Origin of the sequence: Hoylesella buccalis ATCC 35310 (assembly GCF_000177075.1) — a bacterium.
Lineage (GTDB): Bacteria > Bacteroidota > Bacteroidia > Bacteroidales > Bacteroidaceae > Prevotella > Prevotella buccalis.
In genome coordinates, this window is the sequence record NZ_ADEG01000086.1 from 22927 (window position 1) to 40790 (window position 17864).

Sequence of the window (17864 nt, forward strand, 5' to 3'; positions counted from 1 at the left end):
CCTTAAATAACGAAGAATGAGATGAAACGAATGACAATGTACGCCGTGGGCATGGCTCTGATGGGCCTCTCACTGGTTTCATGTAGCACCAGTTCTGGGGAAAAGCAAAATACAGTTGCCGTCATGGGGACGGGAACCGTATGGGCGCGGCCCGACATGGCGCAGATTAACGTCAGCTTCGCCCATACGGCGGCAACCACCCAGGAAGCAAAGAAGTTGGCCGATCAGACGCTGAAAGCAATAACCAAAATCTTGCAGGAGGAGAAAATTGACATTAAAAACCTGAAGACAACCGCCCTCAGTTATCAAGCTGACTATGAGTACAGAAACGGTCGGCGTGTACTCTTGGGACAGAGCGCACAGCAAAACGTCGAGATTACCGTCAGGAATATTGTCAAAGTTGGCGGACGTCTTTCAACGTTGTTGGATAAGTTGGCTGACATCAGCAACGTGGAAATCAATGACATCAGCTTTGACATCGATGAGAAAGCAGAATTGTTCAAGAAAAGTCGCGAGCTGGCTTATCGTAAAGCGCATGAAAAGGCCGAACAGTATGCGGCATTATGTGGCAGGAAGTTGGGCAAGGTGGTTACCATTGTAGAAAACAGCGTAGGTGACGTTTCGTCTGCCTTGTTGAGTAATCGTGCAAAACTTGAGTACAAATCAAACGACATGGCGACAGTTCCAACGGGTCAAAACGAAATCAGCACAGATGTACAGGTGGTCTTCTCATTGAAATAGTGAGGCAGCCCACATCCTGTGTTTGCAAACACTCTAATGATACAAATGTTTGTTGTCAAGAAAATTCGTGCATATTGAATGTCATGTTTCTTGTTTTTTAACCGTTCAACCATATACGTTGCATCTTGTTGGTGCTTGGCTACTTTTTCGTTGGGCAAACCCTATGGCTTGACGTAAATATTAAAATGTAATCTAAAAACTTTGCTGTTTGATAAATAAGTCGTAATTTTGCACCCGCATTTGGTGGCGTGATGTCACCATGCAACATAATAAACTATAAACAATTAAAAAGAACAACATGATTATCGTACCAGTAAAAGATGGTGAAAACATCGAAAGGGCTCTTAAAAAATTCAAGAGAAAATTCGATAAAACCGGTGTGTCTAAAGAGTTGCGTGCTCGTCAGCAGTACAACAAGCCGTCGGTTTTGAAGCGCCTGAAGATGGAACGTGCCATCTACATACAGAAGTTGCGCGACGCAGAAGAGTAAAATCTTCTAAAAAATTTGGTAGTTTAAATTAATTTCCTTATTTTCGTTGCAAAATCTGTTGCTGCTCTCTTTGAGAGGACATGCATTCTTTCGAGAGAATGAAGCTTCAGAAGCAATACTTCAACGGAAGGCGTCATGATAGAAGAGTTTTTGAACTACCTGAGATTTGAGAAAAATCGCTCAACGCTTACAGCTAAAAGCTACGGCGATGACCTGAGGGCCTTTGAACGCTATTTTCAAGGCTTAGGGGATCAAATCACATGGGAGTCGGTAGACTCGGATATCATCCGCGGTTGGATGGAGGATATGATGGATCGTGGGAACAGTGCCACTTCAATTTGCAGAAGATTGAGTGCATTGCGTTCCCTCTATCGCTATTCCCTTTCTCGAGGCCTGGTTCAGGTCAATCCCACCCTGCGTATAGAACGTCCCAAGATGGGTAAACCCTTACCGCAGTTTTTGAAAGAATCAGAAATGGATGAGCTGCTGGATGCCAGCACATGGGATACCAGCTATCAAGATGCCCTCGCGCGTACCATTATTATTACTTTTTATGAAACTGGTATGCGGTTGGCGGAACTGATAGGGTTGGATGATGTTTCAGTAGATTTTGTCAACCGGCAGTTTAAAGTCCTGGGAAAAAGGAATAAACAGCGACTGGTTCCATTTGGTGATGAATTGTATCAAGTTCTTCAGGAGTATTTGAATCAGCGTAACGAACAAATCGTGCGAAAGTCGAAGGCCTTCTTTTTGAGCAGAAACGGTGTACGGATGAATCATAACCAAGTAAGGTATCTTGTGAAGAAGAATCTGTCACTGGTTAGCACGTTGAAGAAACGTACACCGCACGTGCTTAGACACACCTTTGCAACCACGATGCTCAACAATGGGGCAGGACTTGAGAACGTGCAAAAGTTGCTAGGGCATGAAAGTCTGGAGACAACCGAAATCTATACGCATACGACGTTTGAGCAGTTGAAGAAAGTCTATGAGAAGGCTCATCCCCGAGCTTAACCTTTTTAAAAATAATAGGAGGTATTATGGAAATTAAGATTCAGTCAATTCATTTTGACACTACCGAGAAATTGGAAGCCTTTATAGAAAAAAAAGTAGGCAAGTTAGAAAAAACATTGGAAGATATTCGGAAAGTAGAGGTGCAACTGAAATTAATCAAGCCAGCAACTGCATTGAATAAGCAGACAGCCATAACGGTAGCCGTTCCTGGCAGTACATTGTTTGTGGAGAAAACTTGTGATACATTTGAAGAGGGCATTGACCTCTGTGTAGACGCTATGCGGGTTCAGATCTCCAAATACAAAGAAAAAATGCGGGCGCATTAAAAAAAAATCAAAAAAGCTTTGGCGATTAAAAAATAATCCCTATCTTTGCAGCCGTTTTACAACACGTCATAAGCGAGTGGTTTGACGGCTGCATAGAATCGCCTCTTTAGCTCAGTTGGCCAGAGCACGTGATTTGTAATCTCGGGGTCGTTGGTTCGAATCCGACAAGAGGCTCTCCAACAAAAGGAAGTACGAGTTGTAAAAACAAAAAAGGGTAGTTACCAGAGTGGCCAAATGGGGCAGACTGTAAATCTGCTGTCTTTCGACTTCGGTGGTTCGAATCCATCACTACCCACTCAGTAGAAGTTTTTGCGGAAATAGCTCAGTTGATAGAGCACTAGCCTTCCAAGCTGGGGGTCGCGGGTTTGAGCCCCGTTTTCCGCTCTCACTGCTGTAATAGCTCAGTGGTAGAGCACTTCCTTGGTAAGGAAGAGGTCCTGAGTTCAACTCTCAGTTACAGCTCTACTTCGGTTCTATTTTATAGATCCTTTGTAGAAAAACAGATAAAACTTTTGACTATTCATTTATATAAATAAAAAAGAAAAGCTATGGCTAAAGAAGAATTCAAACGTACCAAACCGCACGTTAACATTGGTACAATTGGTCACGTTGACCACGGTAAGACTACTTTGACAGCTGCCATCTCTAAAACTCTTCATGACAAGGGTTTCGGTGGTGAGGATGTAAAGTCGTTTGACCAAATTGACAATGCTCCTGAGGAGAAAGAGCGTGGTATCACCATCAACTCTTCACACATCGAGTATGAAACAGCTAAACGTCACTACGCACACGTAGACTGTCCGGGTCACGCCGACTATGTAAAGAACATGGTTACTGGTGCTGCTCAGATGGATGGTTCTATTCTTGTAGTTGCCGCTACTGATGGTCCTATGCCTCAGACACGTGAACACGTGCTTTTGGCTCGTCAGGTAAACGTTCCTCGTTTGGTTGTCTTCATGAACAAGTGTGACTTGGTAGAAGACGAAGAGATGCTTGAACTCGTTGAAATGGAGTTGCGCGAACTTCTTGAGCAATACGAATTCGAAGAGGATACTCCAATCGTTCGTGGTTCTGCATTGGGAGCATTGAATGGTGTTGACAAGTGGGTTGACAGCGTGATGACGTTGATGGACACTGTTGACGAGTGGATTCAAGAGCCAGAGCGTGACCTTGACAAGCCTTTCTTGATGCCAGTAGAGGACGTGTTCTCTATCACAGGTCGTGGTACCGTTGTAACAGGACGTATTGAGACTGGTAAGGTAAAGGTTGGCGACGAGATTCAGTTGCTCGGTCTTGGTGAGGACAAGAAGTCTGTTGTAACAGGCGTTGAAATGTTCCGTAAGATTCTTTCTGAAGGTGAAGCAGGTGATAACGTAGGACTTTTGCTCCGCGGTATCGATAAGGATGAGGTAAAACGTGGTATGGTTGTTGTACACCCAGGTGCCATTACTCCTCACGATCACTTCAAGGCTTCCATCTATGTATTGAAGAAGGAAGAGGGTGGACGTCACACTCCATTCGGAAACAAGTATCGTCCTCAGTTCTATCTCCGTACAATGGACTGTACAGGTGAAATCACTCTGCCAGAAGGCGTAGAGATGGTAATGCCTGGTGACAACGTAGAGATTGAGGTTACCTTGATTTACAAGGTTGCGTTGAACGAAGGTCTTCGTTTCGCTATCCGTGAGGGTGGTCGTACCGTAGGTTCTGGCCAGATCACACAGATTCTTGACGACGTAAAGTAAATTGATCACAAGCGAGTAAGGCATACCTTTTCTCGTTTATCATACAAAGTTCCCGCAATGCGGTTGCGGGGACTTCTTTTACGGGTTTAGCTCAGTTGGTAGAGCACTGGTCTCCAAAACCAGGTGTCGAGAGTTCGAGTCTTTCAACCCGTGCTAAAAAGAAAATCATATGTTTAAGAAGATTGAAAGTTTTTTCAAGAATGTGGTAAATTACTGCAAAGCTTGCTATGATGAACTTGCGCATAAAACTACTTGGCCTACAAGCCGGGAATTAACTCACAGTGCAGTGGTTGTATTATCTGCTTCCCTAGTCATTGCACTGATTGTGTTCTGTATGGACTGGTGCTTCCAGCACTTGATGGGCATTGTTTATCCAGGTTAAATCATTAGGATATGGCAGAAACAAAAAAGAATTGGTATGTACTGCGTGCTGTCAGTGGAAAAGAAGCCAAGTTGAAAGAATACATCGAGGCTGAAATCAAACACAACACGTTGTTACAACAGCATGTCTCTCAGGTTTTGATACCGATGGAGAAACTTGCAACCTTGCGTAATGGCAAGAGAGTTGAAAAGGAGAAGATCAGTCTCCCGGGATACATTTTTGTTGAAGCTTCCCTCGTGGGTGATGTGGCGCATACTTTGCGTTTCATGCCCAATTGCTTGGGTTTCCTAGGAGGTTTGGATAATCCATCGCCTGTTCCCCAGTCTGAAATCAATCGTATGCTTGGCGAAGCCGAAGATACCGAAATAATGAACGGGATTGAAGTTCCTTATGAGGTTGATGAGGTTGTCAAGGTAACCGATGGACCTTTTAGTGGATTCAGTGGCGTCATCGAAGAGGTGAATGCCGAGAAACATAAACTGAAGGTCTTGGTCAAGATTTTTGGACGTAAGACTCCGCTGGAACTAAGTTTTATGCAAGTTGAAAAAGAGGCTTAACGCAGTTACGGGCGTTAGGTTATCTTTCGTATATATTAAATTAAATATTAACAAAAAATGGCTAAAGAAGTAGCTGGATTAATCAAATTACAGATTAAAGGTGGTGCTGCGAATCCTTCTCCACCAGTAGGACCTGCTTTGGGTTCTAAGGGTATCAATATCATGGGATTCTGCAAGGAGTTCAACGCCAGAACCCAGGATAAGGCAGGGAAAATTATTCCTGTTATTATCACTTACTATACTGACAAGTCATTCGATTTTGTTCTCAAAACTCCTCCTGCAGCTGTACAGCTCAAGGAGATGGCAAAATTAAAGACAGCTTCAGCTCAGCCTAATCGCCAGAAGGTAGCTTCCGTTACTTGGGACCAAGTACGTACTATCGCTGAAGATAAGATGGCCGATTTGAACTGCTTTACTGTTGAGAGTGCAATGAGACTTGTTGCAGGTACTGCACGTAGTATGGGTATTACTGTAAAAGGGGAATTCCCTGGAAATAATTAAAACTTCAATTAGAAATGAGTAAACTGACAAAAAATCAGAAATCAGTAGCTGAGAAGGTTGAAGCAGGGAAGGCATACACATTGAAAGAGGCTTCAGAATTGGTGAAGGAAATTACCACCACCAAGTTTGATGCATCTCTGGATATTGATGTTCGCTTAGGCGTAGACCCACGAAAGGCTAACCAGATGGTGCGAGGTGTTGTTACACTTCCACACGGAACTGGTAAGGTTACTCGTGTTCTCTGTCTCTGTACTCCTGATCAGGAAGCAGCTGCCAAGGAAGCAGGTGCCGACTATGTTGGTCTGGATGAGTATATCGAAAAGATCAAAGGTGGATGGACAGATGTAGATGTAATCATTACAATGCCATCATGTATGGGAAAAGTAGGTCCTTTGGGTCGTGTGCTCGGACCTCGTGGCTTGATGCCTAACCCTAAAAGTGGTACGGTAACGATGGATGTTGCTAAGGCAGTTTCAGAAATCAAGAAGGGTAAGATAGACTTTAAAGTTGACAAGGCCGGTATCATTCATACCTCCATTGGCAAAGTAAGCATGTCAGCTGAGCAAATCTATGGCAATGCGAAGGAGTTCATCTCTACGGTTATCAAATTGAAGCCGACTGCTGCGAAAGGTACATACATCAAGAGTATCTTTATTTCCAGCACTATGAGTAAGGGTATCAAGATTGATCCTAAATCAGTTGAATAACTCTAAAAGTTTTGTAAAATGAAAAAGGAAGTAAAAGATACTATAATCGTTGAAATAGGTGAGAAGCTTAAGGAGTTTCCACATTTCTATCTTGTAGACCTTACAGGATTGAATGCTGGAGCTACCAGTGCACTTCGTCGCAAATGCTTCAAGCACGAGATCAAGATGGTCGTTGTGAAGAATACGCTTCTACGGAAAGCTTTCGACGCATCTGATGTTGACTATGAACCTTTGTACGACAGTTTGAAAGGCAGCACCGCTGTGATGTTCACACAGACAGCCAATGTGCCTGCTAAACTACTGAAAGAATATCAAAAGGAAGGAATTCCTGCCCTCAAAGCTGCTTATGCTGAAGAAAGTATCTATGTAGGTGCTGATAAATTAGCTGAGCTGGCTGCTCTCAAGAGCAAGAACGAAGTTATCGCAGAGATTGTGGCATTGCTGCAATCACCCGCAAAGAACGTTGTTTCTGCTCTCCAATCGGGTGCAAACACCATTCATGGCGTGCTGAAGACATTAGGCGAGCGTCCTGAATAATCAACGATGCTCATTCATGGATGACATCAACAGTAAATAATTAGACAAAAAATAAATTAAATTTTTAGAATAAAATGGCAGATATTAAAGCTATTGCTGAAGAATTGGTAAATTTGACAGTTAAGGAAGTTAATGAGTTGGCAACAGTCCTCAAGGACGAGTATGGTATTGAGCCCGCTGCTGCAGCTGTTGCTGTAGCTGCTGGTCCTGCTGCTGGTGCAGCTGACGCAGCTGAAGAGAAGACATCTTTTGATGTTGTCTTGACAGAAGTTGGCGCTACTAAGCTTCAGGTTGTTAAGGCTGTGAAAGAAGCTTGTGGCCTTGGCTTGAAGGAAGCAAAGGACTTGGTAGACGGCGCTCCTGCTACCATCAAAGAAGGCTTGTCTAAGGACGAAGCTGAGAACTTGAAGAAGGCTATCGAAGCAGCCGGCGCTAAGGCAGAACTCAAGTAAGCTTAAATATTTGGTACTGTATAGCCTTAGAGGTTATACGGTGCCAATTACTTTTATTACGAATGTGGTTAGGATTTGCTCAGTAAGCATGTCCTAACCATTTTGTGTCTTAAGATGACAAAATCCTAATTGGCTCACGGGATTGTTTTCCCAATCATAAAATATATGGCTACAAAAATCATTGATAACAGAATTAATTTTGCAAGCGTGCATAATCCGGTTCCTTTTCCGGATTTTCTCGATGTGCAATTAAAGTCCTTCAAGGATTTCTTACAGTTGGAAACCCCACCTGAGGAACGCAAGAATGACGGTTTGTATAAGGTGTTCGCCGAGAACTTCCCTATCACCGATACGCGTAATAATTTCGTTCTCGAGTTCCTGGATTACTTTATCGATCCTCCTAGATATTCCATTGAAGAATGTCTGGAGCGCGGATTGACCTATAGTGTGCCCTTGAAGGCGAAGATGAAACTTTATTGTACAGATCCCGATCATGAAGATTTTGGTACCTTTATCCAGGACGTGTTCCTAGGTACCATTCCATACATGACGGATAATGGTACTTTTGTTATCAATGGTGCAGAGCGTGTTGTTGTTTCTCAGCTGCATCGCTCTCCCGGTGTCTTCTTCGGTCAAGGAGTACATGCCAATGGTACAATGTTGTACTCTGCCCGAATCATTCCGTTCAAAGGTTCGTGGATTGAGTTCGCAACAGACATTAATAATGTTATGTATGCCTACATTGATCGTAAAAAGAAACTGCCTGTTACCACTTTGTTGCGTGCCATAGGTTATCAGTCGGATAAAGACATTCTTCAAATCTTTGACCTGGCTGAAGAGGTGAAGGTGAATAAGAAGAACATGAAAGCCGCTGTTGGACGACGGTTGGCTGCACGTGTTCTAAAAAGCTGGAATGAAGACTTTGTGGATGAGGATACGGGTGAAGTGGTATCTATCGAACGCAATGAGGTCATCATGGAACGCGAAACAGAAATCACTGCAGAGAATGTCCAAGACATCTTGGATAGTGGAGCTTCGACCCTTTTGTTGCATAAGGATTCTGAGTTGGCTAACAAGTTTGCCATCATCTTCAATACGTTGTCGAAGGATCCATCCAACTCTGAAAAAGAGGCTGTTACCTACATTTATCGTCAATTGCGTAATGCCGATCCGGCTGATGACGCCAGTGCCAAGGAAGTATTTAACAACTTATTCTTCTCTGACAAGCGTTATGATTTGGGAGAAGTAGGTCGCTATCGTATCAATAAGAAATTGGGCTTGGATACCGACATGGATATCCGAGTGTTGACCAAAGATGATATCATCGAAATCATCAAATATTTGATTCAGTTGGTCAACTCCAATGCGACGGTGGATGACATTGACCACTTGTCTAATCGACGCGTTCGTACAGTTGGTGAGCAATTATCCAATCAGTTCTCTATTGGATTGGCCCGTATGAGTAGGACCATTCGTGAGCGCATGAACGTGCGTGACAACGAAGTCTTTACACCTACTGATTTGATCAATGCCAAGACCATCACAAGTGTGATCAACTCGTTCTTTGGAACCAACCCATTGTCACAGTTCATGGATCAAACTAATCCATTGGCTGAGGTCACTCACAAGCGTCGTTTGTCAGCGTTAGGCCCTGGTGGACTTTCACGTGAACGTGCAGGTTTCGAGGTGCGTGACGTACACTATACACACTATGGTCGTTTGTGTCCTATTGAGAGCCCTGAAGGACCAAACATTGGCTTGATTTCTTCACTTTGCGTGTATGCTAAGATCAACGACATGGGTTTCATTGTTACTCCATATCGAAAGGTCAAGGATAAAAAAGTAGACATGAACAATGATCATATCGTGTTCATGACTGCAGAGGAAGAGGAAGATTTGCCCGTTGGACAGGGAAATGCTCCGTTGCGTAAAGATGGTTCGTTCATTCGTGACTATGTGAAATGTCGTCAAGATGCCGACTACCCAGTAGTAGATCCTGACGAAGTTGCCTTGATGGATGTTTCACCCCAGCAGATTGCTTCTGTTTCTGCTGCGCTGATTCCTTTCTTGGAGCATGACGATGGTCACCGCGCGTTGATGGGATGTAACATGATGCGTCAGGCCGTACCCTTGCTTCACAATGATGCACCTATCGTAGGAACAGGATTGGAGAAGCAGGTGTGTGAAAACTCTCGTACGATGATTACTGCCGAAGGTGATGGCGTGATAGAATATGTTGACGCTACAACCATTCGTATCTTATACGACCGCACCGAGGAAGAAGAGTTTGTAAGTTTTGAACCTGCCTTGAAGGAATATCGTATTCCCAAGTTCCGTCGTACCAATCAAAACATGACCATCGACTTGCGTCCTATTTGTGTGAAAGGTCAACGTGTGAAGGATGGCGACATCTTAACTGAGGGCTACGCAACCGAAAACGGTGAGTTGGCGCTCGGTCGAAATATGTTGGTGGCTTACATGCCATGGAAGGGGTACAACTATGAGGATGCTGTGGTTATTTCCGAACGTGTCGTTCGTGATGACGTGTTGACATCTGTCCACGTTGATGAGTATTCTCTTGATGTCCGCGAAACGAAACGAGGCATGGAAGAGTTTACCAACGACATTCCCAATGTCAGTGAAGAGGCAACCAAGGATCTTGATGAAAATGGTATCATCAGGGTAGGTGCACGTGTAGAGCCAGGTGACATCTTAATTGGTAAGATTTCTCCAAAGGGCGAGAGCGATCCTTCTCCTGAAGAGAAATTGCTTCGTGCTATCTTTGGTGACAAAGCCGGAGACGTGAAGGATTCTTCTTTGAAGGCCAATCCATCTTTGAGTGGTGTAGTGATTGACAAAAAACTCTTTACGCGTGCTATCAAGACACGTGAGACCAAGAAGCATGATAAACTGATTCTTGCGAAGATCGACGAAGAGTACGAAGCCAAGAATACAGACTTGAAGGACATCCTGGTTGACAAGTTGTTGACTTTGACTGAGAGCAAAAAGTCGCAAGGTGTGAAAGATTATACGGGTGCCGAAATTATTACAAAGGGAAGCAATTTTACAGCTGCCGCTTTGAAGAATCTGGAGTATGACGGAATTCAGTCAAACGACTGGACAGATGATGAGCATACCAATGGTCTCATCCAGACGTTGATACTCAATTATATCCGAAAATATAAGTTGCTTGATGCTGAATTGAAGCGTCGTAAGTTTGCCATCTCTATCGGTGACGAACTCCCAACAGGCGTTTTGCAGATGGCTAAGGTATACATCGCTAAGAAACGTAAGATTAGTGTGGGTGATAAACTCGCAGGACGCCATGGTAACAAGGGTATCGTGTCTAAGATTGTACGTGTGGAGGATATGCCGTTCTTGGAAGATGGACGTCCAGTTGACTTGGTGCTGAACCCATTGGGTGTGCCTTCTCGTATGAACCTAGGACAGATATTCGAAGCTATCCTTGGTGCTGCCGGTCGCAAGCTGGGCGTTAAGTTTGCCACACCTATCTTCGATGGTGCCAAGTTGGACGATTTGTCAGAATGGACAGACAAGGCCGGATTGCCTCACTTGTGTTCTACCCATCTGTATGATGGAGAAACAGGAAAGAAGTTTGACCAGCCTGCAACGGTGGGTGTCACCTATTTCTTGAAGCTCGGACACATGGTTGAGGATAAGATGCACGCACGCTCTATTGGTCCTTACTCTTTGATTACCCAACAACCACTCGGTGGTAAAGCACAGTTTGGTGGACAACGTTTTGGTGAGATGGAGGTGTGGGCTCTTGAAGCTTTCGGAGCCAGTCATGTGTTACAAGAGATTCTCACCATCAAGTCTGACGACACCGTTGGGCGCAGCAAGGCGTACGAGGCCATCGTCAAGGGTGATGCTATGCCAACACCTGGTATCCCAGAATCGTTGAATGTACTTCTCCATGAATTGCGTGGACTCGGATTGAGCGTGAAACTCGATTAGTTATGAATAGATTGTTTTCACACAATAAAGATAAAGAACATGGCTTTTAAGAAAGATACAAAAGTAAAAAATAATTTTACGAAGATAACCATCAGCTTGGCTTCTCCTGAAGAGATTCTGGAGAATTCATACGGTGAGGTGACTAAACCAGAAACCATCAATTACCGTACGTACAAGCCCGAACGGGATGGCTTATTCTGTGAACGCATCTTTGGTCCTACAAAAGACTACGAGTGCGCTTGTGGTAAGTACAAGCGTATTCGTTACAAGGGAATTGTCTGCGACCGTTGTGGCGTTGAGGTCACAGAAAAGAAAGTGCGTCGCGAGCGTTCCGGACATATCGAATTGGTGGTGCCTGTTGCGCATATATGGTACTTCCGCTCCTTGCCTAACAAGATTGGTTACTTGTTGGGTATGCCAACCAAGAAACTTGATTCGGTGATTTACTACGAAAAATATGTAGTAATCAAACCAGGACTCATGGAGGGACGTAAAGACGCTGATGGAGCCGAAGTCAATGGGTCACATGTCATGGATTTACTGACGGAAGATGAATATCTCGATATCCTCGACAATCAACTGGATCCAAACAATGATCGCTTGGAAGACACGGATCCCAATAAGTTTATTGCCAAGATGGGTGCCGAAGCAGTCTATGATTTGCTGGCCAATCTGGATTTGGATTCTATCTCTTACGAGTTGCGCGACCGTGCCAACAACGACTCGAGCCAACAGCGTAAGACTGAGGCTTTGAAGCGTTTGCAGGTTGTTGAAGCCTTCCGTACCAGTACGGATATCAATCGCCCTGAGTGGATGATTTTGAAGATTGTTCCGGTGATACCACCCGAGTTGCGTCCGCTTGTCCCATTGGATGGAGGCCGCTTCGCTACATCCGACTTGAATGATCTCTACCGTCGCGTCATTATTCGTAACAACCGTCTGAAGCGCTTGATGGAAATCAAAGCGCCTGAGGTTATTCTGCGTAATGAGAAGCGTATGCTCCAGGAAGCAGTCGACTCCTTGTTCGACAACTCACGCAAGAGCAGTGCAGTGAAGAGCGAGAGCAATCGTCCATTGAAGTCGTTGTCTGACTCTCTGAAAGGTAAGGCAGGACGTTTCCGTCAAAACCTCTTGGGTAAGCGTGTTGACTATTCAGCTCGTTCGGTAATTGTCGTTGGACCTGAATTGAAGATGGGAGAGTGTGGCTTGCCTAAGTTGATGGCAGCTGAGCTTTACAAGCCCTTCATCATCCGCAAACTGATAGAACGCGGTATCGTTAAGACGGTGAAGAGTGCCAAGAAGATAGTCGACCGTCGTGAACCTGTCATTTGGGACATCTTGGAGAACGTGATGAAGGGTCATCCGGTGCTTTTGAACCGTGCCCCTACACTTCACCGATTGGGTATCCAGGCTTTCCAGCCTAAACTGATTGAGGGCAAGGCTATTCAGTTGCATCCTTTGGCTTGTACTGCCTTCAATGCCGACTTTGATGGTGACCAGATGGCCGTTCACCTTCCTTTGAGTAATGAGGCCGTTCTTGAAGCACAGATTTTGATGCTCCAGAGCCACAATATTTTGAACCCAGCCAATGGTGCTCCTATCACCGTTCCTTCTCAGGACATGGTGCTCGGTTTGTATTATGTAACCAAGATTCGCCCAGGAGCCAAGGGCGCTGGCCTTACTTTCTATGGTCCTGAAGAAGCCATCATCGCCTATAATGAAGGACGATGCGACTTACATGCCCCTGTGAAAGTGATTGTAAAGGATTTGATTAATGGACAGCTGGAAGACCGCATGGTCGACACGTCCGTAGGTCGCGTCATCGTCAATGGCATCATCCCGGATGAAGTGGGCTATTTCAATGACATCATTTCTAAGAAGACCCTGCGCGGCATCATTTCGGATGTTATCAAGGTCGTAGGTATGGCTCGCGCATGTGAGTTCTTGGATGGTATCAAGAATTTGGGTTATCGAATGGCTTACTTGGCAGGTCTTTCCTTCAACTTGGATGATATCATCATTCCTGAAGAAAAGGCAACTATTGTGAAGAAAGGCCAGGACGAGGTAAATCAAATCAAGTCCAATTATGAGATGGGATTCATCACCGATACTGAACGTTACAATCAGGTCATCGATGCATGGACGCATGTTAACAATGAGTTGGGTGACGTCCTTATGAAGGTGATGACCGAGAACGATCAGGGATTCAATGCTGTGTACATGATGCTCGATTCCGGAGCCCGTGGTTCTAAAGATCAGATTAAGCAGCTCTCTGGTATGCGTGGTTTGATGGCCAAACCTCAGAAGGCTGGAGCAGAAGGACAGCAGATTATCGAAAACCCTATTCTTTCTAACTTCAAGGAAGGTATGTCTGTGCTCGAGTACTTTATCTCCTCGCACGGTGCCCGAAAGGGTCTTGCCGATACGGCTATGAAGACTGCCGACGCTGGTTATTTGACACGTCGTTTGGTAGACGTTTCTCACGATGTCATCATCACCGAAGAAGATTGTGGTACTTTGCGTGGACTGGTCTGCACAGCACTGAAGAGTGGGGATGAGATTATTTCGACGCTTTACGAACGTATCTTGGGACGTGTTTCTGTGCATGACATCATTCACCCGACAACAGGCGAACTGATTGTAGCAGCTGGTGATGAAATCACAGAGGACAAAGCTCGACAGATTGATGAATCTCCCATTGAGAGTGTTGAAATTCGTTCGGTGCTCACTTGTGAGAGCAAGCGTGGGGTCTGCAAAAAGTGTTACGGACGTAACCTTGCAACAGCCCGCATGGTTCAAAAGGGCGAGGCCGTTGGTGTTATCGCAGCCCAAGCCATTGGTGAACCGGGTACACAGCTAACCCTTCGTACTTTCCACGCTGGTGGTGTGGCTGGTAACGCAGCTGCCAATGCCAGCATTGTGGCAAAGAACGACTGTAAGATTGAGTTTGAAGAACTGCGTACCGTACCATTCGTTGAGAGTGACGGCGAGAAGGATGTTGAATGTATGAAAGTGGTGAGCCGTTTGGCTGAAATCCGTTTCATCGATCCCAATACCGACATCGTATTAAGTACGCTGAATGTACCTTATGGCAGCTCACTCTATTACAAACATGGTGACAAGGTGCAAAAAGGAAGCCTCATTGCTAAGTGGGATCCTTTCAACGCATTGATTGTTTCAGAATATTCTGGTACCTTGAAGTTTAATGGTGTTGTCGCTGGTAAGACCTACCATGCTGAAACTGACGAGACAACGGGTCTGACCGAAAAGATCATCAGTGACTCCAAGGATAAGTCATTGGTACCTACCTGTGACATCATCGACAAGAATGGAGAAGTGTTGGGAACCTATAACTTCCCTGTAGGTGGACACGTTGTCGTTGACGACGGGGCAACCATTAAGTCGGGTCAAACCTTGGTGAAGATACCGCGTGCCGTGGGTGGTGCAGGCGACATCACCGGTGGTCTTCCGCGTGTTACCGAGTTGTTTGAGGCTCGTAACCCATCCAACCCCGCTGTGGTTTCTGAAATCGATGGAGAGGTAACCATGGGTAAGGTGAAGCGAGGCAACCGAGAAATCATCGTCACCTCAAGAACTGGTGAGCAAAAGAAGTATCTTGTTTCGTTGAGCAAGCAGATTCTTGTTCAGGAACACGATGCCGTTCGTGCTGGTACGCCGTTATCAGATGGTGTCATCACACCCGATGATATCTTGGCCATCAAAGGTCCTACCGCTGTACAAGAGTACATTGTAAACGAGGTACAAGACGTATATCGCTTGCAAGGTGTGAAAATCAACGACAAGCACTTCGAAATCATTGTTCGCCAGATGATGCGTAAGGTTCAAATCAACGAGCCGGGTGATACTACGTTCTTGGAGCAAGAACTGGTAGACAAACTCGACTTTGCCGAGGAGAACGATCGCATCTGGGGTAAGAAGGTGGTTACCAAGGCTGGTGACAGCGAGGTGTTGAAAGTAGGACAGATTGTGACGGCGCGCAAGCTCCGTGATGAAAATTCGGCCTTGAAACGTCGTGATTTGCGACCCGTTGAGGTTCGTGATGCTCTTCCTGCTACGTCCACTCAGATACTTCAGGGTATCACTCGTGCCGCATTGCAAACCAAGAGCTTCATGAGTGCTGCTTCGTTCCAGGAAACGACAAAGGTTCTCAACGAGGCTGCCATCCGTGCGAAGGTAGACCATTTGGAGGGAATGAAGGAGAACGTGATTTGCGGTCACTTGATTCCTGCCGGAACAGGACTTCGCCAGTGGGAGAAACTCATTGTAGGATCGAAAGAAGAGTACGAGCGCATCGAAGCAAATCGCAAGAATGTACTCGACTTTTCAGAGTAACCACTAGTAGTAAACAAACAAGTGGCTGCCTCATGGCAGCCGCTTGCATTATCAGAAACCGGCTGCAGGCCTTGAAACTTGCAGCCGGTTTTTGAGTTTATAGCGATTCGAAACGTTTTTGTTGCCTGTTGTCACATGCGTCAATATTTTCGGCTCAATCGTTGTTTCACCAATGTGCAAAAAGGTTTGTCAGCAATGCTTTAAATGCACTTTCCCAATTACTATGCTATTGCCTGTCAAAGTCATTGAGTTTGAGGGTCAAAGTCATTGAGTTTGGCAGTCAATGTCAATGCTTTTAAACGCTGAGGTCTGTTTGCCCCAACAGCAACGCTTCCGCCACGACCAGTACCATCAGTGCTTGTTCGTCATATTTGCTGGCAAGAGAGCGAAGAGCACACAATACTTTTGTGATATGATATTCAACGGTCTTCACGGAGACACCAAGTTTCTCTGCTATTTCCCGGTTCAGCAAATCCTCCTCGCGGCTCATCTTGAATATCATTTTTGATTGCTCGGGCAGGGAGTCAAGAACCTCATGAATTTGCCGGTGCAACTCCTCATATACCAGTTCTTCTTCCGCATTGTGGTGAAAGATCAAGCTATATAGCTGCTCTGCCCCCTGTTGTTGAGGTAGTTCGTCAAACGAATACTGGTTGGCTACCATCTGGTGTCGCAAAAAATTGAGGCATGCGTTCCTCACCATTGTGTAAAGGAGTGAGGAGATGGAGATGTGGGTCAGCTTTTCTCGGCTTTCCCATAGCTTTACAAAACAGTCTTGTAAGATGTCGTTCAAGTCGTCCGGCTGATGGATGAAGCGAAAGGCATAGGCCTTCAGTCTGGGCTGATAGGTCTTGAAGATAAATTCGAATGCTTCGGCTTTTCCTAACCTCAAGTCATCGAACAATTCAGCGGAATTCATTGTATATCTTACCATTTCGCGCGAACGTATAGCACAAAGATAGAAAATGTCTGCATAAATAGCAAACGAATCTGAAAAATAAAGTGAATTTACTTGAAGTTTTGTTTAGGGTAAAGCGATAGTTCGGTGTTATACATATAAAGACTATTGAAAAAACAGACATGCAAAATACAGACAACCAATTGGCAGAACTGGCCCGAGGCTTCTTTGAGGGCACGCTTTCCAATGATGAAGAGCAGATGCTTTTTGGCTTTCTCCAAGAGAATGAGGAGCAGCGCACGCGCTTCGATGCGATGGAGCAGGCGTGGAACGCAACCCATGTCCCATCAGCAGCAGTTGAGGAAGAATGGCGAAGGGTCTGGTGCCGTGTCCAAGGCAGCAGTCCTATCCGCATGAGGTCACGCAAGATGTATCTTCGTCGCAAGCTTGCTGCCGCAGCCGTAGCTTTGGTTCTGGTGTCGTCACTCGTTACCTATTTTTTCAGCAGCCATCACTCTGGGCCAGAGGCTTATTACACCTGCATCGCACCACTTGGCGGCAAAGCCGAAGTGGTGTTGCCCGATGGGTCGCGCGTGTGGCTCAACGCAGGGTCAGACTTACGCTATCCTGCTTCGTTCGGTGGTGACAGCCGTATGGTTGAACTCAACGGCGAGGCTTATTTTGAGGTGGCCAAGCATGCGGGATCCAAGTTCACGGTAAACACCAAAGGATATGATGTGATTGTCCATGGAACCAAGTTCAACATTTCAGCCTATGACGACGATGCCACTGTTACGACAACCCTGTTAGAGGGAAGTGTGCAGGTGAGCCTCGACAATGAGCGTGTCATGATGGTTCCAGGAGAGAAGGTTACACTGAACCAGGTGTCAGGAGAACTGATCAAGACCAAAGCGTCGACCAAAGCTAATGCCTGGATTCATGGCAATACCGAGTACGAGAGCATTACCCTGGCCAATCTGGTTAAAGTGCTTTCGCGCAGGTTCAATATGAACATCACCGTACAGTCGCCCTCCTTGCGTGATGAGCGGCTGGCCATCTCGCTGAATAACGGCGAGGATTTTGACGGTATCATGCGAGGGTTGCAGAGAATCATCCCTATACGAGTTGTCAGACAGGGGAAAAATGTGCAAATCCTCGAACGTTAGTGCGCGTTTGTCCCATG

Annotated in this window: 15 protein-coding genes and 5 tRNA genes; 19 read left to right on the plus strand and 1 reads right to left on the minus strand. The window is 45.4% G+C overall.

The annotated features are described in order from the left end of the window. Positions 1-21 precede the first annotated feature (21 nt). The 18 genes from HMPREF0650_RS12480 (at position 22) to rpoC (ending at position 15783) form a co-directional block, all read left to right on the plus strand. Positions 22-741, plus strand: a complete 720-nt coding sequence (locus HMPREF0650_RS12480; protein ID WP_081454882.1) for an SIMPL domain-containing protein — start codon at positions 22-24, stop codon at positions 739-741. 298 nt (positions 742-1039) lie between these two features. Continuing rightward, positions 1040-1231 (plus strand): 30S ribosomal protein S21, encoded by a 192-nt coding sequence (gene rpsU / locus HMPREF0650_RS08660; protein ID WP_004350084.1) that lies wholly within the window; start codon positions 1040-1042, stop codon positions 1229-1231. Between the two features lie 135 nt (positions 1232-1366). Further along, positions 1367-2245 (plus strand): tyrosine-type recombinase/integrase, encoded by an 879-nt coding sequence (locus HMPREF0650_RS08665; protein ID WP_004350085.1) that lies wholly within the window; start codon positions 1367-1369, stop codon positions 2243-2245. Between the two features lie 26 nt (positions 2246-2271). After that, positions 2272-2571: a ribosome hibernation-promoting factor, HPF/YfiA family gene (gene hpf / locus HMPREF0650_RS08670; RefSeq protein ID WP_004350086.1), complete on the plus strand. Its 300-nt coding sequence runs from the start codon at positions 2272-2274 to the stop codon at positions 2569-2571. Between the two features lie 100 nt (positions 2572-2671). Further along, positions 2672-2745 (plus strand) — tRNA-Thr (locus HMPREF0650_RS08675). 38 nt (positions 2746-2783) lie between these two features. Next, a tRNA-Tyr gene (locus HMPREF0650_RS08680) sits at positions 2784-2866 on the plus strand. 16 nt (positions 2867-2882) lie between these two features. Continuing rightward, positions 2883-2955: transfer RNA gene (locus HMPREF0650_RS08685), tRNA-Gly, on the plus strand. A 6-nt stretch (positions 2956-2961) separates the two neighbouring features. After that, positions 2962-3033, plus strand: a tRNA-Thr gene (locus tag HMPREF0650_RS08690). A gap of 86 nt (positions 3034-3119) precedes the next feature. Continuing rightward, entirely contained in the window at positions 3120-4316 is a 1197-nt protein-coding gene (tuf, locus tag HMPREF0650_RS08695) for an elongation factor Tu (protein ID WP_004350087.1), read from the plus strand. 80 nt (positions 4317-4396) lie between these two features. Further along, positions 4397-4469: transfer RNA gene (locus tag HMPREF0650_RS08700), tRNA-Trp, on the plus strand. Positions 4470-4485: 16 nt separating this feature from the next. Continuing rightward, the gene (gene secE / locus HMPREF0650_RS12815) at positions 4486-4698 is read left to right on the plus strand and encodes a preprotein translocase subunit SecE (protein WP_081454883.1); all 213 of its coding nucleotides are present in this window, start codon (positions 4486-4488) and stop codon (positions 4696-4698) included. 11 nt (positions 4699-4709) lie between these two features. Continuing rightward, complete coding sequence (gene nusG, locus HMPREF0650_RS08705; RefSeq protein ID WP_004350088.1) at positions 4710-5255, plus strand: transcription termination/antitermination protein NusG; 546 nt, start codon at positions 4710-4712, stop codon at positions 5253-5255. A 57-nt stretch (positions 5256-5312) separates the two neighbouring features. Continuing rightward, a complete protein-coding gene (gene rplK / locus HMPREF0650_RS08710; RefSeq protein ID WP_004350089.1) occupies positions 5313-5756 on the plus strand; it encodes a 50S ribosomal protein L11 in 444 nt (147 codons plus the stop codon). A 14-nt stretch (positions 5757-5770) separates the two neighbouring features. Beyond that, positions 5771-6463, plus strand: a complete 693-nt coding sequence (rplA, locus tag HMPREF0650_RS08715) for a 50S ribosomal protein L1 (RefSeq protein WP_004350090.1) — start codon at positions 5771-5773, stop codon at positions 6461-6463. An 18-nt stretch (positions 6464-6481) separates the two neighbouring features. Then, positions 6482-7000: a 50S ribosomal protein L10 gene (rplJ, locus tag HMPREF0650_RS08720; protein WP_004350091.1), complete on the plus strand. Its 519-nt coding sequence runs from the start codon at positions 6482-6484 to the stop codon at positions 6998-7000. 74 nt (positions 7001-7074) lie between these two features. Next, complete coding sequence (rplL, locus tag HMPREF0650_RS08725; protein WP_004350093.1) at positions 7075-7452, plus strand: 50S ribosomal protein L7/L12; 378 nt, start codon at positions 7075-7077, stop codon at positions 7450-7452. A 165-nt stretch (positions 7453-7617) separates the two neighbouring features. After that, the gene (rpoB, locus tag HMPREF0650_RS08730) at positions 7618-11430 is read left to right on the plus strand and encodes a DNA-directed RNA polymerase subunit beta (protein WP_004350095.1); all 3813 of its coding nucleotides are present in this window, start codon (positions 7618-7620) and stop codon (positions 11428-11430) included. A gap of 39 nt (positions 11431-11469) precedes the next feature. After that, on the plus strand, positions 11470-15783 hold the full coding sequence (gene rpoC / locus HMPREF0650_RS08735; protein ID WP_004350097.1) for a DNA-directed RNA polymerase subunit beta': 4314 nt from the start codon (positions 11470-11472) through the stop codon (positions 15781-15783). 295 nt (positions 15784-16078) lie between these two features. On the opposite strand, the gene HMPREF0650_RS08740 is transcribed toward rpoC, so the two are convergent. Further along, positions 16079-16702 carry an RNA polymerase sigma-70 factor gene (locus HMPREF0650_RS08740; protein ID WP_004350098.1) on the minus strand — a complete coding sequence of 208 codons (624 nt, stop codon included), beginning with the start codon at positions 16700-16702 and terminating at the stop codon, positions 16079-16081. Between the two features lie 161 nt (positions 16703-16863). On the opposite strand from HMPREF0650_RS08740, the gene HMPREF0650_RS08745 reads away from it, so the two are divergent. Then, the gene (locus HMPREF0650_RS08745) at positions 16864-17847 is read left to right on the plus strand and encodes a FecR family protein (protein ID WP_004350099.1); all 984 of its coding nucleotides are present in this window, start codon (positions 16864-16866) and stop codon (positions 17845-17847) included. Positions 17848-17864 lie beyond the last annotated feature (17 nt).